28 protein-coding genes are annotated in these 25751 nt (G+C 63.4%); 16 read left to right on the plus strand and 12 right to left on the minus strand.

Going from position 1 to position 25751, the window contains the following annotated elements; genetic code table 11:
- Positions 1–64: 64 nt before the first annotated feature.
- Together GQB00_RS17215 and GQB00_RS17220 are read right to left on the minus strand one after the other, a co-directional pair.
- Positions 65–493: a hypothetical protein gene (locus GQB00_RS17215; RefSeq protein WP_165857225.1), complete on the minus strand. Its 429-nt coding sequence runs from the start codon at positions 491–493 to the stop codon at positions 65–67.
- Positions 471–1148: a nucleotidyltransferase domain-containing protein gene (locus GQB00_RS17220; protein WP_228276885.1), complete on the minus strand. Its 678-nt coding sequence runs from the start codon at positions 1146–1148 to the stop codon at positions 471–473. Before GQB00_RS17220 ends, GQB00_RS17215 begins: the two co-directional genes overlap by 23 nt.
- A 111-nt stretch (positions 1149–1259) precedes the next feature.
- On the opposite strand from GQB00_RS17220, the gene GQB00_RS17225 reads away from it, so the two are divergent.
- Positions 1260–2225 carry a calcium/sodium antiporter gene (locus GQB00_RS17225; protein WP_111497252.1) on the plus strand — a complete coding sequence of 322 codons (966 nt, stop codon included), beginning with the start codon at positions 1260–1262 and terminating at the stop codon, positions 2223–2225.
- 49 nt (positions 2226–2274) lie between these two features.
- Here GQB00_RS17225 and GQB00_RS17230 read toward each other — a convergent pair whose 3' ends face one another.
- Together GQB00_RS17230 and GQB00_RS17235 are read right to left on the minus strand one after the other, a co-directional pair.
- On the minus strand, positions 2275–2625 hold the full coding sequence (locus GQB00_RS17230) for an antibiotic biosynthesis monooxygenase family protein (protein ID WP_111497251.1): 351 nt from the start codon (positions 2623–2625) through the stop codon (positions 2275–2277).
- On the minus strand, positions 2622–2969 hold the full coding sequence (locus tag GQB00_RS17235) for an NIPSNAP family protein (RefSeq protein WP_111497250.1): 348 nt from the start codon (positions 2967–2969) through the stop codon (positions 2622–2624). Before GQB00_RS17235 ends, GQB00_RS17230 begins: the two co-directional genes overlap by 4 nt.
- Positions 2970–3049: 80 nt before the next feature.
- On the opposite strand from GQB00_RS17235, the gene GQB00_RS17240 reads away from it, so the two are divergent.
- The 8 genes from GQB00_RS17240 (at position 3050) to GQB00_RS17275 (ending at position 11382) form a co-directional block, all read left to right on the plus strand.
- Positions 3050–3769 (plus strand): ArsR/SmtB family transcription factor, encoded by a 720-nt coding sequence (locus tag GQB00_RS17240; protein ID WP_165857226.1) that lies wholly within the window; start codon positions 3050–3052, stop codon positions 3767–3769.
- Between the two features lie 129 nt (positions 3770–3898).
- Entirely contained in the window at positions 3899–5467 is a 1569-nt protein-coding gene (locus GQB00_RS17245; protein ID WP_165857227.1) for a phospholipase D family protein, read from the plus strand.
- 261 nt (positions 5468–5728) lie between these two features.
- Entirely contained in the window at positions 5729–7285 is a 1557-nt protein-coding gene (locus tag GQB00_RS17250; protein ID WP_207950850.1) for an ABC transporter substrate-binding protein, read from the plus strand.
- Positions 7282–8220, plus strand: a complete 939-nt coding sequence (locus GQB00_RS17255) for an ABC transporter permease (RefSeq protein WP_165857228.1) — start codon at positions 7282–7284, stop codon at positions 8218–8220. Before GQB00_RS17250 ends, GQB00_RS17255 begins: the two co-directional genes overlap by 4 nt.
- Positions 8217–9101, plus strand: coding sequence for an ABC transporter permease (locus tag GQB00_RS17260; protein WP_228276886.1), 885 nt, complete (start codon positions 8217–8219; stop codon positions 9099–9101). Before GQB00_RS17255 ends, GQB00_RS17260 begins: the two co-directional genes overlap by 4 nt.
- Positions 9098–10498 (plus strand): ABC transporter ATP-binding protein, encoded by a 1401-nt coding sequence (locus tag GQB00_RS17265; RefSeq protein WP_165857229.1) that lies wholly within the window; start codon positions 9098–9100, stop codon positions 10496–10498. The genes GQB00_RS17260 and GQB00_RS17265 overlap by 4 nt, the downstream gene beginning before the upstream one ends.
- A gap of 61 nt (positions 10499–10559) precedes the next feature.
- Positions 10560–10925: a VOC family protein gene (locus tag GQB00_RS17270; RefSeq protein WP_165857230.1), complete on the plus strand. Its 366-nt coding sequence runs from the start codon at positions 10560–10562 to the stop codon at positions 10923–10925.
- A 25-nt stretch (positions 10926–10950) separates the two neighbouring features.
- Positions 10951–11382 (plus strand): GNAT family N-acetyltransferase, encoded by a 432-nt coding sequence (locus tag GQB00_RS17275; RefSeq protein ID WP_111497243.1) that lies wholly within the window; start codon positions 10951–10953, stop codon positions 11380–11382.
- A 61-nt stretch (positions 11383–11443) separates the two neighbouring features.
- Here the strand turns inward: GQB00_RS17275 and GQB00_RS17280 are convergent, their stop codons facing one another.
- The gene (locus GQB00_RS17280; RefSeq protein ID WP_165857231.1) at positions 11444–11752 is read right to left on the minus strand and encodes a hypothetical protein; all 309 of its coding nucleotides are present in this window, start codon (positions 11750–11752) and stop codon (positions 11444–11446) included.
- 294 nt (positions 11753–12046) lie between these two features.
- Between GQB00_RS17280 and GQB00_RS17285 the strand changes: the two genes are divergently transcribed.
- Complete coding sequence (locus tag GQB00_RS17285) at positions 12047–12349, plus strand: antibiotic biosynthesis monooxygenase (RefSeq protein WP_111497241.1); 303 nt, start codon at positions 12047–12049, stop codon at positions 12347–12349.
- A gap of 50 nt (positions 12350–12399) precedes the next feature.
- On the opposite strand, the gene GQB00_RS17290 is transcribed toward GQB00_RS17285, so the two are convergent.
- Together GQB00_RS17290 and GQB00_RS17295 are read right to left on the minus strand one after the other, a co-directional pair.
- The gene (locus GQB00_RS17290) at positions 12400–13281 is read right to left on the minus strand and encodes a serine aminopeptidase domain-containing protein (RefSeq protein WP_165857232.1); all 882 of its coding nucleotides are present in this window, start codon (positions 13279–13281) and stop codon (positions 12400–12402) included.
- A 46-nt stretch (positions 13282–13327) separates the two neighbouring features.
- The gene (locus tag GQB00_RS17295) at positions 13328–13741 is read right to left on the minus strand and encodes a MarR family winged helix-turn-helix transcriptional regulator (protein WP_165857233.1); all 414 of its coding nucleotides are present in this window, start codon (positions 13739–13741) and stop codon (positions 13328–13330) included.
- A gap of 213 nt (positions 13742–13954) precedes the next feature.
- Between GQB00_RS17295 and GQB00_RS17300 the strand changes: the two genes are divergently transcribed.
- Positions 13955–14362: a rhodanese-like domain-containing protein gene (locus GQB00_RS17300; RefSeq protein ID WP_165857234.1), complete on the plus strand. Its 408-nt coding sequence runs from the start codon at positions 13955–13957 to the stop codon at positions 14360–14362.
- A gap of 44 nt (positions 14363–14406) precedes the next feature.
- Here GQB00_RS17300 and GQB00_RS17305 read toward each other — a convergent pair whose 3' ends face one another.
- Positions 14407–15018 carry a phosphoribosyltransferase gene (locus GQB00_RS17305; protein WP_165857235.1) on the minus strand — a complete coding sequence of 204 codons (612 nt, stop codon included), beginning with the start codon at positions 15016–15018 and terminating at the stop codon, positions 14407–14409.
- 89 nt (positions 15019–15107) lie between these two features.
- On the opposite strand from GQB00_RS17305, the gene GQB00_RS17310 reads away from it, so the two are divergent.
- Positions 15108–15680 carry a phosphoribosyltransferase gene (locus GQB00_RS17310; RefSeq protein ID WP_111497236.1) on the plus strand — a complete coding sequence of 191 codons (573 nt, stop codon included), beginning with the start codon at positions 15108–15110 and terminating at the stop codon, positions 15678–15680.
- A gap of 24 nt (positions 15681–15704) precedes the next feature.
- Here GQB00_RS17310 and GQB00_RS17315 read toward each other — a convergent pair whose 3' ends face one another.
- The 4 genes from GQB00_RS17315 to GQB00_RS17330 form a co-directional block, all read right to left on the minus strand.
- The gene (locus GQB00_RS17315; RefSeq protein WP_111497235.1) at positions 15705–16451 is read right to left on the minus strand and encodes a siderophore-interacting protein; all 747 of its coding nucleotides are present in this window, start codon (positions 16449–16451) and stop codon (positions 15705–15707) included.
- Positions 16444–17022, minus strand: coding sequence for a MarR family winged helix-turn-helix transcriptional regulator (locus tag GQB00_RS17320; protein ID WP_228160650.1), 579 nt, complete (start codon positions 17020–17022; stop codon positions 16444–16446). The genes GQB00_RS17315 and GQB00_RS17320 overlap by 8 nt, the downstream gene beginning before the upstream one ends.
- 69 nt (positions 17023–17091) lie before the next feature.
- Positions 17092–18276 (minus strand): PilT/PilU family type 4a pilus ATPase, encoded by a 1185-nt coding sequence (locus GQB00_RS17325; protein ID WP_165857236.1) that lies wholly within the window; start codon positions 18274–18276, stop codon positions 17092–17094.
- 178 nt (positions 18277–18454) lie between these two features.
- Entirely contained in the window at positions 18455–19762 is a 1308-nt protein-coding gene (locus tag GQB00_RS17330; RefSeq protein WP_165857237.1) for a hypothetical protein, read from the minus strand.
- Positions 19763–20123: 361 nt separating this feature from the next.
- On the opposite strand from GQB00_RS17330, the gene GQB00_RS17335 reads away from it, so the two are divergent.
- The 4 genes from GQB00_RS17335 (at position 20124) to cyoB (ending at position 25751) form a co-directional block, all read left to right on the plus strand.
- On the plus strand, positions 20124–21884 hold the full coding sequence (locus GQB00_RS17335) for a diguanylate cyclase (protein ID WP_323127301.1): 1761 nt from the start codon (positions 20124–20126) through the stop codon (positions 21882–21884).
- Positions 21885–21989: 105 nt separating this feature from the next.
- Positions 21990–22169 carry a hypothetical protein gene (locus GQB00_RS17340; RefSeq protein WP_111497232.1) on the plus strand — a complete coding sequence of 60 codons (180 nt, stop codon included), beginning with the start codon at positions 21990–21992 and terminating at the stop codon, positions 22167–22169.
- A 632-nt stretch (positions 22170–22801) separates the two neighbouring features.
- On the plus strand, positions 22802–23755 hold the full coding sequence (cyoA, locus tag GQB00_RS17345) for a ubiquinol oxidase subunit II (RefSeq protein ID WP_111497231.1): 954 nt from the start codon (positions 22802–22804) through the stop codon (positions 23753–23755).
- Positions 23756–23759: 4 nt separating this feature from the next.
- Entirely contained in the window at positions 23760–25751 is a 1992-nt protein-coding gene (cyoB, locus tag GQB00_RS17350) for a cytochrome o ubiquinol oxidase subunit I (protein ID WP_111497230.1), read from the plus strand.

Here is a 25751-nt window from a genome sequence, read left to right on the forward strand (position 1 = left end):
TGTTGGTGTTGGGGGGAGGCTTCCTGTCTACCCAAAATGGGTAAGATTTTGCCCATTTTGGGTATCAGGTTTGATCGTGTTGCGTTAGCTCAATCACGGCCAGTCGGATCTCTTCGGCAACGGCCAACAGGCTGGCCACGGTTGCCTCGTCAACATCGATGATACCTTCGTACTCCGCAAGGTTGCGCTTCCGATGGGCCTGGTCGACGACGCGCCACTTGGTAGCCGCGAGATTGAGTGTGTGCTGCAGACATTGAAATACGAGGTATCGATTATCCGACCGATAACCCAAATGGCGCAACGCCGCCAGGGATAAGGCGTGGGCCGCGTTGTATGACAGGTCAAAGCGGCTTTCCAGGCTTAGAGATGACAGGTTGGCGTCTTTCAGCCGGGTGCTGCCAGACTGGATCAATCCTTGGACCTCGCCTGAATCGGCCGCTTCATGGTGAAGCTTGCCGGTTCTGACAAGGTTATCCAGTGCTTCTGTATTCATCGATGCTTCCTTTCAACAGTATATAGGGTCCATCCAGGACCTTCGTCAGAAACGGATTGTTGCTCGTCCTGCGCTTATCAAACTCTTCGTGCTTGTAGAGCGTGGGATTGATGGGACGGCCAAGGGCGGATTCAACCGGCTCCACAGCTGCGAAAACGTCTTCCAGGGTCAGCGAGTCCGAGACGAGCATGAGGTCGATGTCGCTGTCGGCGTGGTCTGTCTTGCGCGCCACCGAGCCATAGATCAGCGCGAGGCTGATTTGGTCGGCAATCGATTGGAGAGCGTCTGCAATGTGCTGTTCTGGCCCCAGTATCTTGCCAACCAGTGACGATAATTCCGAATAGATGGGTGAGTTCACGTTGGCCTGGTAGCGTTTCTGACGCCCCAGCGTTCTGGCCCTGACGAGCCCGCTATCGACGAGGCGCTCCAATTCCCGTTGGACCGCACCGGACCCGGCATTCGCCTGGTCGATCAGCTCGGCAATGGAGAAGTCCTTTCCCTGGCTGGCAAAAAAAAGGCGCAGCATTTTTTGGCGGGTTTTCGAAAACAAGGCATCCGCCAGGCTCGTTCTCGAAGACCGGGTGTCATGTGTTGGCATCGTCATAAACCTGTTATACCCAATATGGGTAATTTTATACCCATATTGGGTATCCATCAAAACACCACCGTTTCTTTCGCCATTCCTGTCATGAGTTAGCCAATGCCGTGTCTATAATGACCCCAGCCCAACGCTCTCTGCTTTACATCGCATAACCGGAATCGATCCATGACGCTCGCTTTCATTGCCGTAATCGCCGGATTGGCCCTGCTGGTCTGGAGTGCCGACCGCTTTGTCGACGGGGCTGCCGCCAGTGCCCGCCATTTCGGGATGCCGCCCTTGCTGATCGGCATGGTGGTGGTGGGCTTTGGCACCTCGGCGCCGGAGATGGTGGTGTCGGTGCTGGCGGCCAGTCAGGGCAATCCGGGCATCGCCCTGGGCAACGCTTACGGCTCCAACATCACCAACATCGCCCTGATCCTGGGCCTGACGGCGGTCATCGCGCCGATTGCGGTGCATTCGCAGATCCTGCGCAAGGAGCTGCCGCTACTGGCGCTTGTCACCGCCCTCGCCGCCTGGCAGCTCTGGGACGGCCGCGTGACGCGGTTTGAAGCCATCGTCCTGCTGGTGGTGTTCGCCGGCCTGATGGGCTGGACGATCGTTCAGGGTATGCGTCAGAAGGCCGATCCGCTGGGCGGCGAGATGGCGCAGGAACTGGATGCCCGTCCCATGCCGCTCAACCGCTCGCTGACCTGGCTGGTGGTGGGCCTGGTGCTGCTGATCGTCAGCTCCCGCATCCTGGTGTGGGGCGCGGTGGAGATCGCCAGCGGCTTCGGCGTCAGTGACCTGATCATCGGTTTGACGATTGTCGCCGTGGGCACGTCGCTGCCCGAGCTGGCCTCGTCCGTGATCGCCACCCGCAAGGGCGAGCACGACCTGGCGCTGGGCAACGTGCTGGGCTCGAACCTGTTCAATACGCTGGCGGTGGTGGGGCTGGCCGGCGTGATCCAGCCTATGAGCGTCGGGCCGGAGGTGTTCTGGCGCGACATCATGGTGATGTCCGCCCTTACCCTGTCGCTGTTCGTGATCGGCTACGGGTTCCGCGGCCCGGGGCGGATCAACCGGTTCGAAGGGGCGGTGCTGATGGTCGCCTACGGCGCCTACACCGCCTACCTGATTACTACGGCGTTCTAGCGGACACACACTGAAGCGTGGCTGGCTTCGTCCGCTCGCCGGCGTCCGCCTACCGGGCCGGGTGCACCTGCTGCGAGTCTTCCGGCGCCTGGGCGCGGTCGTGCATGCCGTAGTCCCGGATCACCCCGGCCACCCGCAGCCGATAATCGGCGAAGTAGCTTTGGCGACCCTTGTGCTGCGCGCCTCGGTGCACATCGAGTTGCCGCCACTGCCGTATGGCGGCTTCGTCCCGCCAGAAGGAGAGCGACAGCAGCTTGCCCGGCTGGGTCAGGCTTTCGAAGCGCTCGATCGACAGGAATCCGTCGATGGTTTCCAGGTGGGCGCGCAGGGCGGCGGCGGTGTCGAGGTAGGCCTGCCGGTGCCCGGCGTGGGGTTCCACTTCAAAGATTACGGCAATCATGGGGCGTCTCCTTGCGGGTGGGCCGCCACGCCCAGGGTGCTGTCGACCGTCTCCACAAACGTACGTTCCTCCTTCAGGATGAAACGCTGTTCCTGGGCGAGGGTGAAGTTGGCGCGGCCTGCCTCGTCCGTTTTCAGGCGTCGCCGGTAGGTTTCGTAGTCGGCCAGACTGGCAAAGGCGATCAGGCCCCAGGCGACGTTGTTGGTGCCTTCGTGCGGCAGGAAGTAGCCCACCAGGTGGCCACCGCAGCGGGGAATGATCTGTCCCCAGTTTGCGGCATATTGCCGGAAGGCGTCGCTCTGGAACGGATCGATTTCATAGCGGATGATACAAGTGATACTCATGGACCGTTTCCCTGTGAGGTATTGGACAATGACGACGCTAGCACCCGACCACCGCCTGACGATTCGACCCGGATCGAACCATGGCTGAGGGACCGAACATCGTCCGTGTCGCGGCACTGATCGGTGACAACGCCCGGGCCGCGGCGCTTTCCACGTTGATGTCAGGCTGTGCGCTGACCGCCACCGAACTGGCCGACAGCGCCGGCGTGACCCGCCAGACCATGAGCTCGCATCTGGCCAAGCTGCTTGGGGCCGGCCTGCTCCGGGTCGTCCGCCAGGGACGGCATCGCTACTATCGGCTGGCGGGTGCGGATGTGGCGCAGTTGCTGGAATCCCTGATGGGCATGACGGCCATCGCCGAGGACCAGCGTCCGCGGACCGGCCCGCGGGATCACGCCCTGCGCAAGGCGCGCATCTGTTACGACCATCTGGCCGGCGAGATGGGCGTCTATGCCTTCCACGGCATGCTGGAGAATGGTGTGCTGCGGGAGGGACGTGGCGGGCTTCGTCTGACCGATCACGGCCAGTTGTGGTTCCGGCAACTGGGGATCGACACCGACGCGCTGGCCCGCACAAAACGCACCTTCTGTCGCGCCTGTCTGGACTGGAGCGCGCGTCGGGATCATCTGGCCGGTGCGCTGGGCGCGGCCTTCCTCGACCGGATCGAAGCCCTGGGCTGGGCGCGCCGCCTGGAAAACTCCCGGGTGATTGTCTTCAGCGATTCCGGGGAGCGTTCGCTGCGGAACCTGATGGGCGGGGAAGATCGCGAACCCGAGCCGCCCATCCGCTGTGTGCGCTGAGTCGGATACCGGTTTCGCCATCGCCGCTTCGGAGCTATAACCGTTATAGGGTGCCCGGAAGTGCAGACCGCGCCGTGTCGCTGATCCGCACGCGGTCCCGGGCGATGCGGTGATGCAAAGGAGGCCATCATGCCCCTGCTCAAGCGACTGCCCCGTCCCGTTGGGCTGCTGGCCGTCCTGGTGTTGGCGCTCGTGCTGGTGATCGGCTGCGCGGCCCTGCCGTCGCTGGAAAACCGCGAGCCGTCCTGGGCGCTGCCGCAGGACCAGGCGCGGGAGACGCGCATCGGTCGCAGCGCGAGCGAGCCGCTGGCGGCGCATCCGGGGCTGGCGGGCATCCATCCTCTGCCCAACGCCCGGGAGGCGTTTGCCACTCGCGTGCTGATGGCGCAAATGGCGGATCGGACGCTGGACGTGCAGTACTACATCTGGCGGGCGGACACCACCGGGCTGCTCCTGCTGGATGCCCTGATCCAGGCGGCGGATCGCGGAGTGCGCGTGCGGCTGCTGCTGGACGACATGAATACGGCGGGTCTGGACCCGCTGCTGCGCGCCGCTGATGCCCACCCCAATCTGGATCTGCGCCTGTTCAATCCGTTCGTGGTGCGCTCGGCCCGCTGGATGGGGTTCGTGTCCGACTTCTCGCGGCTGAACCGGCGCATGCACAACAAGTCCTTTACCGCCGATAACCTGATCTCGGTGGTCGGCGGGCGCAACGTGGGCGACGAGTACTTCGGCGCCACCGAGGACGTGCTGTTCAGCGACCTGGACGTGATGGTCGCGGGGGAGGTGGTGTCGGAAGTGTCCTCGGATTTCGACCGTTACTGGGGCAGTGCCTCGTCTTACCCGGCCGAACTGATCCTCGGCGCAGCGTCGCAAGTGGACCGCGACCATCTGGATGACGCTATACGAGAGGTGCGCCAGACTGAGCGGGCCCGGGACTATCTGCGCGCCGTCGAACGTTCCGATTTCGTGCGTGAGGTCCGGGAGAGTGATCTTCAACTGGAATGGGCCCGGACGCGCGTCTTCAGCGATGCGCCGGGCAAAGGGTTGGGCTACGTGGAAGAGGACGGCCTGCTGTCGAGCCAGTTGTCGGAGACGATCGGGCCCGTAAATCGGCAGTTCAACCTGGTATCGCCCTATTTCATACCGACCGAGACCGGTGTTGCCGCGCTGCGCCGCATGACCGAACGCGGTATCCGGGTGCGGGTGCTGACCAACTCTCTCAGCGCGACCGACGTCGCCATTGTCCACTCGGGCTATGCCCGCTACCGGGAGGATCTGCTGGAAGCGGGCATCGAACTGTACGAGATGAAACCGTTACCCGAGCACGCCGAGATGGCCAGGACCATCGACTCCGTGGGCGCTTCGGCCACGAGCCTGCATGCCAAGACCTTCGAAGTGGACGGCAACTGGGTATTCGTGGGCTCCTACAACTTCGACCCGCGCTCCAACGACCTGAATACCGAGCTGGGCTTTTTGATCGAAAGCCCCAACCTGGCCCGCCAGCTGGTCGCGACGTTCGATGAAACCGTGCCCAAGCTGGCCTACCGCGTCCGCCTGGACGACGACGGCGACCTCTACTGGACCAGCGAAACCGACGATGGCACCGAACGCTGGGACACCGAGCCCGGCACCGGCTGGTTCAAGCGGTTCAGCGTGGGGTTTTTCTCATTGTTGCCGATTGAGGGGTTGTTGTAGGCGGGGAGGCGAAGACGCTGCTCCCGATCATGCGGCGTTGAACTCGCCTTGTTCGCGAATCCAGGCAGGATGTCCATCGATCGCTGATACACTCCGTTCTTTCATCCGACTCCTGCCTCCCTGCTGCCCGCGGCGATGCTGAAAGCTGTCGGCTAATGCGCCCGCTTGATGAAATCGGTTATCGTTATCATCTTGCTGCTTGATATTGATATGTTATAACATCCATCGCCTGTTTTCTGTCGGATGGAGCCTCTCACATCGATGTCTGGACGATTTGCTACGGATAGGCCGTTTTGGCGCTGCCTGTTGGGGATGATCGGCCTCTGCCTGCTGGCCGGCTGTTCCCCCAACCAGGACCCGGACCAGCTCACGCTGGGCGGGCCCTTCGAATTCACCAGCCAGGATCCGTCCCGGGATGGCTACGTCTACACCCGCATGCAGGTGGCGGAAACCCTGCTCGATGTGGACGACCAGGGCAACTTCCTGCCGGGCCTCGCCACGGACTGGCACGCCAGTGACGACGGCCTGACCTGGACCCTCACACTGCGCGATGGGGTGCGCTTCCATGACGGTACGCCGATGGACGCCGCCGCCGTGGTCAACGCCCTGCGCATGGCGCGTCTCAAGCCCGGCGTGATCGCCAAGGCGCCCATCGAGGGAATCGAGGAAGCGGGCCCGCGCACGGTGACCGTCACGCTCGCCCGCCCCTACGCGCTGCTTCCGGCCGTGCTGGCGCATTTCTCCGCCGCGATCCTGTCTCCGGCGTCCTTCCACGGTGAGGGTCAGGTGGACTGGATGTACGGCACCGGGCCCTACCAGATCCGATCCTTCGAGCCGCCCCACAGCCTGGTGGTCGAGCGCTTCGACGACTACTGGGGCGAGCCGGCCCACATCGAGAGCGCCGCCTACCTCACCGGCCACCGCGCCGAGAGCCGGGCGCTGCAGGTGATGGCGGGTCAGACCGACATCATCTACACCCTGGACCCGGCCAGCCTCGACCTGCTCACCCGGCATGAGGACGTGGCGGTTCACTCCGACACCATTCCGCGCACCATCCAGATCAAGCTCAACGCCAGCCACCCGTTCATGGCCGAACGCGACGCCCGGCAGGCGATGAGCCTGGCACTGGACCGCGCCAGCCTGGTGCGCCAGGTGATGCGCGTGCCCGACTCCCAGGCCAACCAGCTGGCGCCCCCGGCGATGGCCGACTGGCACCGGGACGACCTGCCCGAGCTGGCGCACGATCCGGAACAGGCGCGGCAACTGCTGACGCGGCTGGGATGGACGCCCGGCGACGACGGCATCCTGCAGCGCGACGGCGAGCGCTTCGAGCTGGAGATGATCACCTACGCCGACCGGCCGGAGCTGATGGTGATTGCCACGGTGGTGCAGGCCCAGTGGCGGGACGTGGGCATCGATCTGTCGGTCCAGGTGGTCAATGCCAGTGCGATTCCGCGCAAGCATCTGGACGGCACCCTGGAGACGGCGGTGGTGGCCCGTAACTACGGCAACATGGCCGATCCCCTCGGTGTATTCCTCGCCGACTACGGCGACGGCGGCAGCGGCGAATGGGGTGCCATGGGCTGGCACAACGATGACGTGCCGGCGTTGCTGAAGGCCATGCAGGCCACCACCGATCCGGCGGTCTATCGCCGGGACGCCCAGCAGGTGTCCGCCATTCTCGCCGCCGAGATGCCGGTGATTCCCCTGGCCTACTACACCCAGCAAACCGCGGTGTCCGACCGGGTGCTCGACTTCAGTTTCGATCCCTACGAGCGCAATTACCGTCTGTCCGAGATGAGGTTCCAGGAACAATGATCGCGATTCTGCTCAAACGGCTCGGGCAGGCGGCCTTCGTGGCCTGGGCCGTGGGGACTGTCAGCTTTCTGATGATGCGGATGATGTCCAGCGACATGGCCTTCCGCATCGCCGCCGGCCGCTACGGCTACGACAACGTGGACTCAGCCGCCGCCCGGGCGGTCAGCGAGGAACTGGGGCTGGACCGCCCGGCCTGGGAGCTCTACCTGGAGTGGCTGCGGGATCTGCTGCACTTCAACCTGGGGGATTCCCTGGTCAGCGGCCTGCCGGTGGCGCACGAGGTGGGCCATTTCCTGGGCCACAGCCTGTTCCTGGCGTTCGTCGCCCTGGTGCTGGCGGCCCTGCTGGCGCTGCCGGTGGGCATTTACTCGGCGGTCCGCGCCCACGGCTGGTTCGACCGGCTGGCGCTGTTCGCCTCCACCATCCTGCGGGCGCAGCCGGTGTTCGTCATCGGCCTGATCCTGCTGCTGGTGTTCGCCCTGGAGCTGAAGCTGCTGCCGGTGGCAGGCTTCTACGACCTGCGCTTCGTGGTATTGCCGGCGGTGGCGCTGGCACTCGCCCTGGCGGCGGTGTCCAACCGCGTGGTGCGTCACAGCGCCTTCGACGTGATCCATTCCGCGTTTTTCCGCTTCGCGCGGGTCAAGGGCCTGAGCTATGGCCAGACCTTTGCCCGCCATGGCCTGCGCAACATGGCGGTGCCGGTGATCGCGTTCATGGGCATCCAGCTGGTCAGCCTGATCGAGGGCATCGTGATGATCGAGTCCCTGTTCTCCTGGCCCGGCATCGGCCACGGCCTGGCCCACGCCATCTTTTCCCGGGATGTCCCCATGATCCAGGGCGCCGCGCTGGCCATGGGGCTCATTTTCGTGGGGCTGAATCTGGTGATCGACATCGCCTGCTACGTTATTGATCCGCGCGGGAGGGCACAGGCATGAATGGAGCGCAAGACGCCGTGAGCGAGACGGGTTCAACCATAAGCGGGGCCCGCCTGGCCTCGAATGGCAGCCGGACGTCCGTGCGCCGTGTGTGGGCCCAACTGGCCACCGGCCAGAAAACCGGCGCCCTCATGATTGGCGCGCTGATCCTGTTCGCCTTGCTGGAAGCGCTGCTGCACCCGGCTGACCCGGCGTTGCAGAACCTGGACAACACCTTCGCCGCGCCCAGTTGGGGCGAACCGCTGGGCACCGACCAGTTCGGCCGCAGCATGCTGGCGCGCATGGGCGAGGCGGTGCGGATCTCCATGTTCCTGGGGCTGCTGTGTACCCTGTCCTCCGCGCTGGTGGGCGTGGGCCTCGGCGTGCTGGCGGGCTGGCGCCAGGGCGCGGCGGATCGCCTGGTGTCCTTCTTCGTCAACATCCTGCTGGCGCTGCCGGGGCTGGTGCTGATCCTGCTGATGGCGGCGCTGGCGCCGGGATCGCTGACCATGCTCTACGTGGCCATCTCGCTGGTGCTCTGGGTGGAGTATTTCCGGGTGGTGCGGGCGGTGACCCGCACGGCGGTGGCCTCGCCCCAGATGCAGGCGTCGCGCATGCTCGGCTTTGGCACGCTGTATTGCTTCAAGCGCCACGTGTGGCCGGCCATCGTCACGCCGGTGCTGACCCTGGCGGCGTTCGGCGCGGCCAACTCGATCCTGGCGCTGGCGGCGGTGGGCTTCGTCTACGTCGGCCTGCAACCACCGACGGCGGAACTGGGCCTGATGATGGTGGAGCTGTTCCCCTACTACAGTGACGCGCCCTGGGTATTGGCCCAGCCGGTGCTGGCCGTCTTCCTGATGATCTTCGCCTTCAACCTGCTGGCCGGGAGGGCCCGTCGATGACCGCGCTGTTCGAGCTAGAGAACCTGACCGTGCGCGCCGCCGACGCGGTGCTGGTGGACGACCTGTCCCTGCAGCTGCATCCCGGCGAGCGCCTGACCATTCTGGGCGAGACCGGCGCCGGCAAGAGCGTGCTGGCCCAGGCCATTATGGGGCTGCTGCCGTCCGCCTTGCGCCAGAGCGGGCGGGTCACGGTGGACGGCCAGGACCTGTCCGGCCTGAGCGCCAGGGCTCTGCACCGACTCTGGGGCCGCACCCTGACCATGCTGCCCCAGGAACCCTGGCATTCGCTGGACCCGCTGATGCGTGGCCGCCAGCAAGTGGCGGAGGTGCACGAATGCGTTGCCGGCGAGGCCGAGGAAGCCGCCGCAGCGCTGGCGGACAAGGATCTGGACGGTGTGGGCCTGGCCGACGATGGCGCCAAGTACCCGTTCGAACTGTCCGGCGGCATGGCCCAGCGGGTCGCCTTCTGCGCCGCCACCGCCGGCGGGGCCCGGCTGCTGCTGGCGGACGAGCCCACCAAGGGATTGGACGCCACCCAGCGCGACAACCTGGCGGCCCTGCTCAACGAGCACGCCGACAGTGGTGGTGCGGTGCTGACCATCACCCACGACATCGACGTGGCCCGGCAACTGGGCGGGCGGATGATCGTCATGCGTCAGGGGCAGGTGGTGGAGACCGGTGACGCGGACGCGGTGTTGCGTGCGCCGCAATCGGACTATGCCCGTGAGCTGATGGCGGCATCGCCTCGACACTGGCCGGAGACGGTCCAGCAGGCGGGCGATCGGGCCGCCGGCGAACCGGTTATCCGCGCCCGGGGGCTGTCCAGGCAGCGTGGCGGCCGGCAGCTGTTCGAGGGGCTGGACCTGGACGTGCGCGCCGGTGACGTCGTGGGCGTTGTCGGCGACAGCGGCTGCGGCAAGAGCACCCTGGGCGACACCCTGCTGGGCCTGCTCCCGCCGGATGCCGGTCAGGTGTCGCGGGTGCCGGGCATCGCCGCCCACCGCTACCAGAAGCTGTTCCAGGACCCGCCCGCCGCGTTCGCACCCGGCGTGCCCCTGGGCGTGCTGTTCGACGACCTGATCGCCCTGCACCGGCTCGATGCCAGCCGCCTGCCGCCGCTGATGGAACGCCTGCGCCTGCGACCGGAACTGCTGCAGCGCCCCGCGTCCGAAGTGTCCGGCGGTGAGTTGCAGCGCCTGGCCATCGCCCGCGCCATGCTGCTGGACCCGGTGTTCCTGTTCGCCGACGAGCCGGTATCCCGCCTCGACCCGATCACCTCGAAGGAGATCATCGAGCTGCTGTGTGAACTGGCCCGCGAGCGCGACTGCGCGGTGCTGCTGGTCAGTCACGATGCCGATGTGGTGGACAGGGTCTGCCATCGCGTGTTGCGCTTTTAGCCGGATCGTTCAGAATCGGACGTTTCCGGGCCTGCAGCCCGGCCAACGACAGGGGAGCGTCATGAGCGATCTGAAAGCGGTCGAGATCAAGGCTTTCGTCCCGGCCCGGGACTTCGAGCTGTCCAAGCGCTTCTACACGGATTTCGGGTTCACCATGGCGTCGGATACCGGCGGCGTCGCCTACTTCCATGTGGGCGAGTGCAGCTTCCTGCTCCAGGACTTCTACGATCGGGCGCTGGCGGAAAACCTGATGATGCACCTGCTGGTGGAAGACGTGCAGGCCTGGCGCCAGCAGGTCGGAAACAGTGATCTCGCCGGCCGCTATGGCGTCACGGTGGGCGATGTGACCGAACAGCCCTGGGGCATGCTCGATTTCGTTGTGTCCGACCCCAGCGGCGTGCTCTGGCGGGTTGCCCAGAACCTCTGATCCATCGGCTGTACAGGGACGCGCCATGCACTATCGACCCATGACCCTCGACGACTACGACGGTGCCCTCCGGCTCTGGCAGGAAATGGCCGGCGTGCGGCTGCGCGATGCGGACTCGCGTGACGGCATCGGCCGTTACCTCCGGCGCAATCCCGGGCTCAGCATCGTGGCGCTGGACGGGGACCGCATCGTCGGCACCGTCATGGCCGGCCACGATGGCAAGCGCGGGTACATCCAGCATCTGGCGGTGTCGGAAGCGTATCGCCGTCAGGGCATCGCCACCCGGCTGGTGGCGGATTGCCTGGCCGCACTGAAACGCGAGGGCATCCTCAAGTCCCATGTCATGATCCTGCAGGACAACGAGCGCGGCCAGGCTTTCTGGAGCCGTCTGGGCTGGCAGCGGCGTGATGATGTGGCACTGTATTCGTTTATCAACGGTGGCAGCGACAACTCGTGAGCCATGTGGGCGGCGGCCAGGAAGGGCCCACGCCGGGATTCGGCGCGGGCCGGAGCAGCGGTTAGATCTGATTCGAGTCAAACAGATAGCGCTTCCGCGCGTACGCGGTGTCCACATCCTCGGGAAAGTCGTGCTGTGATGTCACCACGACCGTTACGTCGGGTTCCAGACGGGTTTCCCGGCTGGCCGGGCCGGCGGCGGTGTCGCCCATTGTGTCGTGGATGACTTCGATCTCGGCCGGCGCTGTGTAGGCGTGCGGCTCGGTGCGGGTTTCGTTACCCGGGTCGGCTTTGTCCTCCGCCAGGGCCAGGCCCGCCGTGAACATCAGCAGGCCGGAGCCCAGCAGTGACCGGGTTGCGTATCGCTTCATGACTGGATCCTCCATCGTTGCCAGGGGTGTCGCTCCCGACGGGAATGCGCTTCCGGAGCGATGAGTATTGGACAGCGGGCAACGGCGGGGATTGCGCGGCAGATATTAAAGGTTGATCATGATTTGATCACAAAAGCATCACTTGGATGGCCGCGATCAAATGACGGAGGCTCCGTTCGGTACATCGCTTGGCTCATGTCGACGATTGCGGTTGTTCATGACATTTCGCTATGGTTTCGCGTTCGAAACTGACGCAATCAGGACATGGCCGCCGGCCGCAGAGAGGGACATCCGATGATCGCACGATTCTGGAGAGGCTGGACCAGCCATGCCAACGCCGACCGCTACGAGAGGCTGTTCCGGGATACGGTGCTGCCCCGGGTGACTGACGGCGTGACCGGCCTGAAAGGCACCAATCTGCTGCGCCAGGATGCCGGCCGCGAAGTGGAATTCACCACCATCTTCTGGTTCGACTCGCTGGCCGACGTGAAGACGTTCGCCGGCGACCACTTTCTTGAAGCCGTGGTGCCGGGCGAGGTCCAGGCGCTGATGTGCCGTTTCGAGCACTGGGTGCAACACCACAACGTGGTGCTGTAGGAAACCTCTGATCGAGCCCCTGGATCGCCGCGGTGCGTTCTTGAGTCGCCCTAGCCCAGCAATCGTGGCAGCAGCACGTCTTGCCACAGGGCATCGCGGTAACGCTCGCGGAACCAGCCCAGGTGACCGATGCGTTGTTCGCCGACAGCCTGCGGCGCGATGTGTTGCAGGTCGACGGCGGTGCCGCGAAAGAACCCGTGTAAGGATTCCACGTTGCGCCGGGACATCATCTCGTCGTCGGTAAACGCCACACCCGTGATGGGCACACGGACGCCCGCGAATTGATCCGCCATGGTCGCCCCTTCGGCCCCCACCGCGTAATCCGGATTCAGGCACCAGCGGCGCCACTGGCGCATCACGTTGGGCGGCAGATCCCCCACCATGTTCAGACGGGTACCCGGGAAATACCCCAACGTTGCGACCAGCGCCGGCCCCAGGCCGTACCAGAGCAGCCAGGCCACCCGCTTCGTCGGCGGTGAGTTCTCACGCCAGTAGCCGCTGCCGCAGGCGACCGTCACGGCCCGTTCCAGCTGGTTGATGTTGGGTGTCATGCCCAGTAGCTGGCCGCCGACACTGTGCCCGACCCAGCGCAGGTCGGCGTCCGGATAGCGCGCCCGGGCGAACTCGATCAGGGCGTGAGCGTCGAATCGGCCCCAGTCGATGATGTCCGTGGGACAGTCCCGCAGGTGCCCATCCAGCGAGGCGCCGGTGCCGAAATAGTCAAAGGTGATCGCGGTCGCGCCGTTGGCCTGCAGGAAGCGGGCGAACTTCTCGTAGCAGTGCTGGCCCACGCCCATGGCGCCGGCGACGATGACCACGGCGCGCGGGTGCGGCGCCTCGAACAGGCGCAGCGTGATGTGCCGGTTGTCGCCGGTCTCGAGTCGCATCTCCAGGCGTTCGCCCGGTTGTGGCATCTGGGTGTGGGCGCTCATCGGGTGTCCCTCGTTGTTCGTGTGGTTGTGGGTTGTTTCAGCCCGCTCAGAACTCGTTCACCAGTCGATTCAGGAAGCGCAGGATGACCTGCATTTCCGCGTCGCTGAAACCGTCGCTCAGGGCGTCGTTGAACTGGCGGACCAGCGGCCGGGCGGCGTCGATCCGGCTGCGGCCGAGTTCCGTCAGGTACAGCCGGGTGGCGCGTTTGTCCTGCTCGCAGGGGCGCCGCTCGATCAGGCCGTTTTGCGCCATGCGGCCGGTCAGCCCGGTCAGGGCCGAGTTGTTCAGGTGCAGGCCGCGGGCAACCTCCTTGAGCAGGCAGCCTTCGTTTTCCCCGATCAGGAACAGCGCGCCCAGTTGGGTGACGGAAATGCCCAGGGCCGACTCGGTCCGCTGGTCGGCGACGTTGTAGACCCGCTGGCGGGCCATGTTGAGCAGGTAGAACAGGCGTTGATCCATGGGCAATCTCAATTTATTCCGTATGTGAAATAAAATAATCCACATGTGGACTAAATGGCAAGCCCATGATTACGGGCAAGGTGAGGAACAGGGAATGGATAGGGGCGGGAATGACGACGATCCTAAAACCACCGTAAACAAAGAAAGACCCGGAATCGCCATCCCGGACTACGCTGGAAAGCAGGACGGTTACGCAAACAGGAGAGCGAAACGATGGCCCTGACCCGTGGTTACCGGCAACTGGTGGACGATGCCCAGGCGCGCATCCGCACCCTGACGCTTGCGGAGGCCGCCGACCGGCTGGCGGATGCGGACACCGTGTTCGTCGACATCCGCGACGTGCGCGAGCTGCAGCGGGAAGGCAGCATCCCCGACGCCCTCCACGCCCCGCGCGGCATGCTGGAGTTCTGGGTGGACCCGGACAGCCCCTATTTCAAACCCGTGTTCGGCTCGGGCAAGACGTTCGTGCTGTTCTGTCAGTCCGGTTGGCGCTCCAGCCTGGCCACCGCCACGCTGCAGGACATGGGGCTGGCGCCGGTGTGTCACATCGAGGGCGGCTTCGCGGCATGGAAGGCCGCCGGGTTGCCGGTGGCGGCGTATTCGCGATCATCCCGGGCGTAGCGGCGATGTCGCGGACGAATGGCTTGGTGGGCGCGCGCCGAGAGTCACTTCACGCTGTCGAGGATCTCCCCCAGGAACGGCTTGTGGGCATCGATCTCGTCCCGACTCAGTCCGTTCATCTCGTAGGGAAATACCAGCCAGTCTTCGGACTGGTGCAGGCAGAAATCGGGTTCCCGGCCGATGCGTCCGGCGCTGGGGCGCTGGTACAGGGTGGCGATGCGGGTGTCGGTGGGCATGTTGCGCTTGAGCTGCCCTTCCAGGCGCTGCAGCACGGCGGCGATGCTGTAGCCGGTGCTGAAGACGTCGTCGACGATCAGCAGGCGGTCGTCGCGGTTGAGGTTGTCCAGCAGATAGTGGGTGCCGTGGACGCGGATGTTCTCTTCCGGCGCGGACACCATGGCGTCGTAATCGTGCATGCCGCGGTAGGACGTGCGCAGGGCAATGTGATCGGTCTCCACCCCAAGTGTCTGCAGGCACTCCTGCACGTAGATGCCGATGGCGCTGCCGCCGCGCCACAGGCCGACGATGAAGTTGGGCCGGAAGCCGCTCTCGAACACCTTGACCCCGAGCCGGAAGGCGTCCTCGATCAGCGCCGACTCCTGCAGGAAACGGCGGGGGCGTTCAGGGTGGTTCGAGGCGGTGCTGGTCTCAGTCATGGTATCGGGTTATCCACAGGCGTGTCGGGTTTGCCGGAGCGATCCGTTTGATGGGATCATGGCGATCTTCACTAAACAGTAACGGTGCCATGGCAGACAAACAATACATCAGCGCGCAGGGCTTGCTGGAGGATTCCTTTCGGCTGGGGGCTCAGATCCTCAATTCCGGCTTCCGCCCGACGTTCATGATTGCGGTCTGGCGCGGCGGCGCGCCGATTGGCATCGCGGTGCAGGAGTTCCTCGATTTCCACGGTGTGGAAACCGACCACATCGCCATTCGCACCTCGTCCTACCACGGCATCGACCAGCAGAGTAAGACGGTGCGCGTGCACGGCCTGAACTACCTGGTCAAGCACGTCACCCACGAAGACTCGCTGCTGATTGTCGACGACGTGTTCGACACCGGCCGCTCGGTGGAGGCGATCATCGCCGAGTTGCGCCAGCGCGCGCGCCTCAACACGCCCCACGATATCCGCGTCGCGGTGCCCTACTACAAGCCCGATCGAAACGAGGTGGGCTGGGCGCCGCAGTATGTCGTCCATGAGACCGACGCCTGGCTGAAGTACCCGCACTCGCTGGAAGGCCTGTCGGCGGACGAGATCGCCCGCAACCGGCCCGAACTGTACGAGATCCTGGCACCGCACTTGCCGGCTGCGGAGTAGGCGCGCGCTCTCAGGCGCAGAGCGTCATGCGCCCGCGGTTTCGGCGTCCCGGCTCTTGGCGAGTTTGTGCTCGTCTTCACTGACGCCAATTTTCCAGTAGCTGGAGACGTACAGGCTCCGGCGCCCCACCTCTTTTTCCTGTTTGAAGTGCTTGCGCAGGTTGCGCATGCTGGTGAACTCGCAGGCGGCCCAGACCGACGGCTCGCCGTCCAGCCACGCCAGTTGGCGCACGCGGTTCAGCAGCGTCTGGCCATCGGCATCCGGCGTGGGATTGACCACCCAGTGCAGCTCGACGTTTTCGGGATGGTCCAGTTCCTGGATGTCGGCCTCGTCCACCACTTCGATCACCGCGTAGCCACGGGCATCGGCGGGCATCAGCTCCAGGTTGACGCTCATCGCCGGCAGCGCGGTCATGTCGCCGGCCAGCAGGAACCAGTCCGCTTCCGGATCGACCAGCTTGCGGGCGCCCGGGCCGCCGATCAGGATGCGGTCGCCGGGTTGGGCGGCTTGCGCCCAGCTTGACGCGGGGCCTTCGGTGTCGTGGACCATGAAGTCCACGTCGATTTCGTCAGCGCGCTGATGGCGGATGGTGTAGGTGCGCATCATGGGGCGTTGACCTTCCCCTCGGGGAAACACCAGCTTGATGTAGGCGCTGGCCTGGTCGGTGGGGAACTGGGCCATGTTGTCGCCGCCCAGTGTGACCCGCAGCATGTGCGGGGTGACGGGCGTGGTGCGGATGACTTCAAGTTCGCGCGGTGCCGGTTTAGGCATGAATCGGGTCTCCTTTTACGGATTCGGGGCCGGTGTCGCTGTCATCGTCTCTCTCATCATTAGGGTCACCGTCACTCGCGCCTGCACCGATCGTGGCCAGGTTGTCTGCCATGGTGTTGGCGAGGTGAACGAAGGCGTCGATGTCGGCCGGGTCCAGATCGCGGGTCATCTTTTCGGTCGTCTGGATTTCCAGGGCGTGGAGCCGGGCAATGATGGCTTCGCCGCGAGTGGTCGGGCGCAGCAGCTGGCTGCGGCCGTCTTCCGGGTGAGCGTCCTTGCGGATCAGCTCCTCGGCCAGCAGCTCCTTCAGGACGCGGGTGATCTGGGCCTTGTCGCGGAGCATACGCTGGGCGATGACCTGGGCGGTACAGTCCGGGTTTTTCCAGATCACTTTGAGCACCCGGATGTGAGTCATCGGCAACGGCAGGTCCGCGTCCTGGACGGCGCGGCGCATTTCCGACTTGAACCCGTGCATCAGGCGATGCATGGGCTCGCTGATCGAGGTCAGGGACATCGGCGTCTCCATGTGGTTGATACTGTCAACGATAATGATGATGGTTGACAGTGTCAATCAGTGACACCGTAAGGAATTGCCCGAATCAAAAGCCCCGCCAGGCGGTGGTCGGCGGGGCGTGTGGCGTCAGACGTGCAGGGTGCCGGGATCCTCGTCCTCGTCTTCGTCGATGGATTCGATGCTCAGTTCCATCGGGCCGGCGCTACGGGCTTGCGGCTTGGTCTCGGCCGGCGCCGCCACGCTCTCGCCGCTGGCCAGCTTGATGCGCAGGCGCAGGTTGTTGGGGGAGTCGGCGTTGGCGATGGCGTCGTCCAGGCTGATGCGGTTGTCCATGTAGAGCTTGAACAGCGCGGCGTCGAAGGTCTGCATGCCCAGGTTTTCCGACTTCTCCATGATCTCCTTGATCTCGGGCAGGCGGTTCTTGAGGATCAGCTCCTGGATGGTCTTGGTGCCCAGCAGGACTTCCACGGCCGCGCAGCGCTTGCCGTCCACGGTGGGGATCAGGCGCTGCGAGACAAAGCCTCGGATGTTCTGGGCCAGACTCATCAACAGCGCCGGGCGTTTCTCGTCCGGGAACAGGTTGATGATCCGCTCCAGCGCCTGGTTGGCGTTGTTGGCGTGCAGGGTGGAGATGGCCAGGTGGCCGGTTTCGGCGAATTCCAGGGCGTGTTCCATGGTCTCACGGTCGCGGATCTCGCCGATCAGAATCACATCCGGCGCCTGGCGCAGGGTGTTCTTCAGGGCGTTGCGGAAGCTGCGGGTGTCCACCCCCACCTCGCGCTGGTTGACGATGGATTTCTTGTGCTTGTGCACGTACTCCACCGGGTCTTCGATGGTAATGATGTGGCCGCCGACAGACGAATTGCGCAGGTCGATCAGCGACGCCAGCGACGTGGACTTGCCCGAGCCGGTGCCGCCCACGAACAGGATCAGCCCGCGCTTCTCCATTACCAGGTCTTTCAGCACTTCCGGCAGGCCCAGGTTGTCGAACTGCGGGATTTCGGTGTTGATGTTCCGGGCGACGATGGCGACTTCGTTGCGCTGCTTGAAGATGTTGACCCGGAACCGGCCCACGCCGGGAATGGAGACGGCCAGGTTCATTTCCAGCTCGCTGGAGAAGGTTTCTTTCTGCTCGGAGTCCATCAGCTCCATGGCGATGGCTTCCACCTGGCCGGCGCTCAGGGACTGCTGTGAGAGCGGCTTGAGCTTGCCCTGGAACTTGGCGCTGGGCGGCGCGCCGGTGCTCAGGTAGAGGTCGGAACCGTCATGCTTGGCGAGAACGTTGAGGTACTTGTCGATGGGCGTGGCCACGGCGAATGTCCTTTCTGTGAGCGCGCGCCGGAGCGGTTGTCGTCGGCGGCGCAGAAATCGATTTTTCCAGGACTTTCGAGTATTGGCAGGAGGCTGTCGCGGTACAAGACACCCTTTGTAACGGTCGGTGCCGTCACGTATCCCGGCGGCGCACCGGGATACGTGACCGTATGGCGGGTTATTGGCGGTATACGGCCTGAATGGCGCTGAACTGGATGGGTACCACCATGTTGCCGCCGTACATCCGCCGCTGCAGCTTCAGGCGCTGGCCTTCGACGCCCTGAATCCGGCCTTCGACCGTTTCGCCGCTGGTCAGGGTGATGCGCACGGACTGGTTCCTGTGGTCATCGAGCGCGTTCAGCGGCAGCGGTTTGGGCGTGTTATCCGCCGCCGGCTGCCGGGTCGCCGTCGTGGCCTCGGTGACGGCCGGCTCGCTCGTTTGCGGGGCGGCCTGCGCGGTGGCGCTGTCGTCTTTGTCCGGTAGCGCCGCCTTGGTGATCTGGAAGGGCTTCAGGTGGCCGTCCACACCGACCTTGGGGTTGAGGCGGCCGCTGAGGTAGTCCGGATCCTGGCTGAGATTCCGGTCCGCCGACGTCAGGGGCGGGTAAGGCTCAATGGAAAGCGTCAGCGTGCTGCCCGGGTTTTCGAAGTAGGTCTTGTAGGTCTGTCTGAGGGAATCGCTGGGCGCCATGCCATACTCGGCCCACACCGTCTCCCAGGCTTGCAGGTGATGCGTGCGGAAGGCGGCCAGGTCCATATCGGTTCTTTCGGCACAGACTTCCTGGCTGCGCATGTTGAATCCGTTATCGTCTACAGTGACCTTGGCGGACTTGAGCGCCGCCCCCATGGCTGCGGCGCCCAATGCTGTACTGCCCTCAAGGCTACTCCCCGGGTCGATCGCAAGATTCAGTTGAAGGTTAGTCTGGTCGCGGAAGTCGGCACCCAGAGTGAAGGCCAGACTGTCCCGGGAATCGTTGAGCTGATAGGCGAGTGTCAGGTCGATGACGTCCTGCTGATACCCCATATCCAGCTGTTCGGAAGCACTGAACGTCTGTTCGGATCCGCAACCGGCCAGGCTCAGGCGGGACGGGAAGCTTTGCTCGCCCTTTTGCGCCAGCATCTGGCGATACAGGGGGCCATCCAGATCGATCGTAATGCCTTCCAACCGCAGCGCCAGGTGGTCCGGCACCTCGCCGTCACGAAGCTTCTGTTTCAGGTTATAGAGCACCCAGGGGTTGCCGGTTTCCAGTGCAACCCGGTCGATATGGACCTGGTCGGAAATCGCATGGGGATAGAAATCGATCTGGTTGACGGCCACGCTGCCGTCCGGCGAGACGGACACGCCTTCGTAAGTCAGACGACCGTAGAGGCTGGCCATCTGCACGGCCTTGTCCATCTGGTCTTCGACCCGGCTGGTGATCTGATGATGGGCGAAAAAGGCGCCGCCGGCTACGACGACAATGAGGGCGAGCAGAATCCGTTTCATGAAAGTCCCTGGGTGTTATGTCCATGGCACAACGCTGACTCAACGTCGATGGCGAACCGCCGTCCGGGGGGAGAACCGGGCACGTTGATGCGAGTATGGACAAACATTAACGGTTATCCATGTAACGTTAAATATTGCAAATGTAAGGGAATTCACTTTCGGCTGAATGGGCTCCCGGCGGGGGCTGTCGACCGCTGGTCTTCGGGTTTATGATTTATGACGCCTCCGTCAACAACGGGTTGTGGGGCGGGCGGCGTCCGGCTATGCTGTGAAAGTTGCATTTGCGTCATACTTGCACGGAGTCCTGCCTCGGATGGCGCCATAACAATACGCTTTCAGCGGCCAAGTAAGGTCTAGCCCCGTGCCTCCCGATACCCTCGGTTGCCGTTGTCTATTCTGTTTTCTGTTGCTGGCCCTGATGCTGGCGGTCCGTCCGGTCTGGGCGGATGTTCCCCGTATCGATGTCTCGGCGGACAGCCGGACCTCGGTCACGCATCGTTTTGCCTATCTCATCGAATCTGAAGGCCCGCTTACCGTCGGTCAGGTTGTGAAGCAGGTGGATCAGCGTCCGGAAAAGCTGTTGCGACCGGACCGGTCGATACTGGTCCAGGGAATTGGTTCGCCGCCGGTCTGGCTGGTGGCCGATGTGGAACAGCCCCATCCCGATCCGGTACTGCGCCGCATTGTGCTGGGCATCGGTTGGCTGGATCGGGTCGATATGTACCTGTTGCGCGGTGACTCGCTGATCGCGGTGGCGACGACGGGGGATCGGTTGCCGGTCCAGCAGCGTTCCGGACAGAACCGGTTTGGCCAGTTCGATCACTGGTATGAGACGGGCGTGACGCGCGTCCTGCTCCGGGTTGAAACCGCCGATCCCATGGTCGTGCCGGTGTCGTTTTCCAGCGTCGAGACCTCTCACGCGCAAGGGCTGCACGACGCGATCTTCTACAGCTTCATCTACGGCGTCGTCACGGCGCTTCTGCTCTACAATTTCCTGCTGTTCGTCGGTATACGCCAGCGCCGCTATCTCTTTTACACGCTCTATATGGGGGCGTTCCTGGCCATGAATCTGTCCTACACCGGACTGGGCATGGTGGCGTTCTGGCCCGGAGCCGTGCTCTGGCAGCAGTGGGCGCCGCCGCTGTTCATGTTCTGTTTCATGTTCAGCGGCCTGGCGTTTGCCACGAATTTCCTGCGCATCGCCCGTTTCCGGCCGGGTCTGTACCGGGCCATCCGGACCCTGTGTCTGGCGTACCTGATTGTTTTCCTGGTGATGCTGGTCGCCAACCAGCAGAGTGCGGCGCTGCTGCTGGCGTTCTCGCTGGTGCCGCTGTTCAGTGTGCTGATGCTGTACATGGGAGTGTCCAGCTGGCGGGCCGGTAACCGGGCGGCGCGTTATTTCCTGCTGGGGACACTGGCGTCGACGGTGGGAGCGTCGGTCACTGGCTTCTCGGTCTGGGGCGTGTTGCCGTTTACCTGGGTTGGCTTCCGGGCGGTGGACATCGGCATGGCGATCGATGCGGTCCTGCTGGTGCTGGCGCTGGCCGATCTGGTACGCCAGTACCAGGAGGCCCGGCAGAAGGCGGAACACCAGGCCCAGGTCGATCCGTTGACCGGGCTCAATAACCGCCGCGGGTTCCTGCCCATTGCCCGGTCGTTCTGGAGCCTGGCCGAGCGCCAGGAGGGTGATATCTGCATCGCGATCCTGGACCTGGATCACTTCAAGGAGATCAACGACCAGTACGGACACAATACCGGTGACGCGGTATTGCGTCGGATCGCCGCCATCCTCAACGAATCCAAACGCAACGGCGACATCCTCGGGCGCTGGGGTGGCGAGGAGTTCATCGTGGCGTTGCCGGATACCACGCTGGATGAGGCGCACCGGGTGACCGAGCGCTTCCGGCGCCGCGTGGAGACCTGGGTGATGCGGGAGCGCGGCGCGGAGATCCGGGTCACGGTCAGTATCGGCGTGGCCAGTCGCCTGACCTGGCATCAGTCGCTCAACGACTTGATCGTGGTGGCCGACCGGCAGCTCTACCGGGCCAAATCCACCGGCCGTAACCGGGTCTGTGCCGGCGGTGAGCGTCATGGGCTGTCGCCCGGTTCACTGCCGTCATGACCGGTCTTCGTGACGATGTCTCCATGATGGCTTGTCGGCGTTGACGGCACCGCGTCGGCTGGCTAGAACATAGACATAGGCCTCGCAGCCCGCAGGAGGTGCCCCATGAAATGGCTTATCGTGCTGATTGTCGCCGTGGTGATCGGCGTCTGGCTGTACCGCGGACGACGCCGTAATGCGGTGGAGGATCCCGAGGTCAAGCGCGTCGAGGAGCAGGACTATTACCTGACGCCGGACGAGAACCTCTCCGAAAACCGCTCCGAAGAGGACCGGCGCCCGCACTGAGCGGCGTCGGGCCTTGTGCCGCCCCTGTTGTAGCCCGCCGTCCCTCAGTCTCTCTCCGGATGCCGTCCGGGCATCGCACTCGATCTGAAAGTTGCCTTGCGTAGTTATTGTCAATGGCAAATTGTTCGTCACTCATGAATTGAATCGTCACAGAAAGTGGAGCGCTGCGCCGGGTGTGGTAGAATTCCGCGCGCCGAGGTTGTGATTGGATTCGTTTTTGCCGTTTTTCGGCGTGTTGTGGCGTGCGTGAAAAGACTGCGGTCGGCTCTTATTAACAGGAAGACAGGATTCAGGTACGAATTTGTACGTACTAACCGGTTGTTAAGTCGCCGGTTTTTCGTTAAGTGTCGCCAAAGGCGATATTGACTCGATACCCCCTCTAGCGGGGAGAATCGCCCGCGTCAAATTTGTCTGCATGACCTGTGTCAAGTTGTTGCTGGAATCCGGTCGTGACCTGCTCCACTATTGGCGCCGATTTCTGCATGGAGTCAGGCTTAACCTGAAGCAGTCGAGCCTGACCGGCCCGCACTGTCCGCCATACGATTCCTTAAACTTCCGCAATCCAATTTAGTTAGCTAAATGTGAGCTTGTTACGTGGGCTTTGCCTTGCCTTGCTCTAATGAGGTTGAAAAATGAGAGAGAAGAGCTTGTTACGCGTCTTGGGCGCTGTACTACTAGCCGCTTTGCCATTGCTGCTGTCGGGCTGTAGCTCGGCGCTGATGGATCCCAAAGGCCAGGTTGGTGAGGAACAGCGCGTTCTGATCATCACGGCATTCGCCCTGATGCTGATTGTCGTTATCCCCGTTATCGTGATGACCTTGCTCTTCGCCTATCGCTATCGTGAAGGCAACAAGGACGCCACCTACAAGCCGAACTGGGCCCACTCCAACGCCATTGAGATCGTGGTCTGGCTGATCCCCTGCGTGATCATCGTGGTGCTGGCGATCCTCACCTGGATCACCTCTCACAGCCTCAACCCGATGAAGCCCATCGAAGCGGACAACAACAAGGAAGCCATCGAAATCCAGGCGGTCTCTCTCGACTGGAAATGGCTGTTCATCTACCCGGACCAGAAGATCGCCACGGTTAACGAACTGGCCTTCCCGGTGGATACCCCGATTCACTTCCGCATCAGCTCCGGCTCCGTCATGAACTCTTTCTGGGTTCCGGAACTGGGCACCCAGATCTATGCCATGGCCGGCATGGACAGCAGTCTGAACCTGATTGCTGACGACACAGGGAACTGGATGGGCCGCTCCACCAACTACAGTGGTGCCGGCTTCTCCGGAATGACTTTCGAGGCCTTGTCCCTGTCTGACGGCGATTTCAATGCCTGGGTCAAAGAGGTTCAGGACTCGTCCAGAACCCTGTCCTTCGAGGACGAATATCAGGAACTGGCCAAGCCAAGTGAGTCTGAGCCGGTCCATCACTACTCGAACGTTTCACCGGATCTCTACAACAAGATCCTCGACAGCTTCCGCGGCGGCATGGAACACCATGGCCACGGTGGACCCGCTGGTCACGGTCACGGTGAACACAGTGAACAAGAGCATGGCGAGCGCATGAGCGCAGAGGCAGCGGAGTAAGCATATGTTCGGTAAATTAACCCTGGATTCGATCCCCCTACACGAGCCGATCATCGTGACCACGGTGGCAGTCATTGCCATCGTCGGCGCGGCCCTGGTTGGCTGGATTACTGTCAACAAGAAGTGGATGTACCTGTGGAACGAGTGGATCACCTCCATCGACCACAAGAAACTGGGCATCATGTACTTCCTGGTGGCCCTGGTCATGCTGATCCGCGGCTTTGCCGACGCGATCATGATGCGTACCCAGCAGGCGATTGCCGCGGGCGGTGCCGAAGGCTATCTGCCGCCGCACCACTATGACCAGATCTTCTCCGCCCACGGCGTGATCATGATCTTCTTCGTCGCCATGCCGATGATCATCGGCCTGATGAACCTGCTGGTTCCGCTGCAGATCGGTGCGCGCGACGTGGCCTTCCCGTTCATGAACAACCTGAGCTTCTGGCTGTTCGCAGCCGGTGTGGTTCTGGTGAACATCTCCCTGTTCGTGGGCGAATTCGCCCAGACCGGCTGGCTGGCCTACGCGCCCCTATCGGAGACGACGTACAGTCCCGGGGTCGGGGTGGATTACTGGATATGGGCGCTGCAGATATCCGGTATCGGTACCACGCTGACCGGCATCAACTTCTTCGTCACCATCATGAAGATGCGTACCAAGGGCATGACCCTGTTCCGCATGCCGATCTTCACCTGGACCTCGCTGGTGGCGAACGTCCTGATCATCGCGTCGTTCCCGATCCTGACCGCGACCATCGCTCTGCTGACGCTGGACCGTTACCTCGGCTTCCACTTCTTCACGAACGACATGGGCGGCAACATGATGATGTACGTGAACCTCATCTGGGCCTGGGGCCATCCTGAGGTGTACATCCTGATCCTGCCGGCGTTCGGTGTGTTCTCCGAAGTCATCGCGACCTTCGCCAAGAAGCGTCTGTTCGGCTACAACACCATGGTCTGGGCGACCCTGGCGATTGGTGTGCTGTCGTTCATCGTCTGGCTGCACCACTTCTTCACCATGGGTGCGGGGGCCAACGTCAACGCGTTCTTCGGCATCATGACGATGATCATCGCGATACCCACGGGCGTGAAGATCTTCAACTGGCTGTTCACCATGTACCGCGGCCGTCTGGAGTTCACTTCTCCGGTGCTGTGGACCCTGGGCTTCATCATCACCTTCACCATTGGTGGTATGACCGGCGTCATGCTGTCCGTACCGGCGGCCAACTTCGTGCTGCACAACAGCCTGTTCGTCATCGCCCACTTCCACAACGTCATCATCGGCGGCGTGGTGTTCGGCATGATGGCCGGCCTGACCTTCTACTTCCCGAAAGCGTTCGGCTTCAAGCTGAACGAGAAGTGGGGCAAGCGCTCCTTCTGGTGCTGGTTCATTGGCTTCTACATGGCCTTCATGCCGTTGTACATCCTCGCCTTCTTCGGCGCCGTACGTCGCATGCAGTCTTACGAAAACGCCGAATGGCAGCCGCTGATGATCGTCGCCTGGGTGGGCGCCGTCATCATCCTGCTGGGCATTCTGTGCACCGCGATCCAGATGATCGTCAGTATCCGCGACCGCAAGCAGAACCAGGACGTCTCCGGCGATCCCTGGAACGGCCGTACGCTCGAGTGGCAGATTCCGTCTCCGCCGCGCTTCTACAACTTCGCCAAACTGCCTGAGATCCACTCAATCGATAACTATTGGGAGGAGAAGCAGAAGACGGGCGGCAAGCAGCATCTGGAGAACCCGGAGGAAACCACCTACCAGGATATCCACATGCCGCGTAACACCGCTGCCGGTCCGATTATGGGCGCGATCAGCATCGTCCTTGGCTTCGCCCTGATCTGGCACATCTGGTGGCTGGCCGGTCTGAGTGCCATCGGCATCTTCGCGGCCTTCATGGCGCGGGTGTTCAACGATGACATCGACTACTACGTGCCCGCCGACGAAGTGAAGCGGATCGAGACTGAGCACTACAAACGTGTGGAGATGCAGGCGTAA

This window comes from Marinobacter sp. JSM 1782161 (genome assembly GCF_011421605.1).
Lineage (GTDB): Bacteria > Pseudomonadota > Gammaproteobacteria > Pseudomonadales > Oleiphilaceae > Marinobacter_A > Marinobacter_A bohaiensis.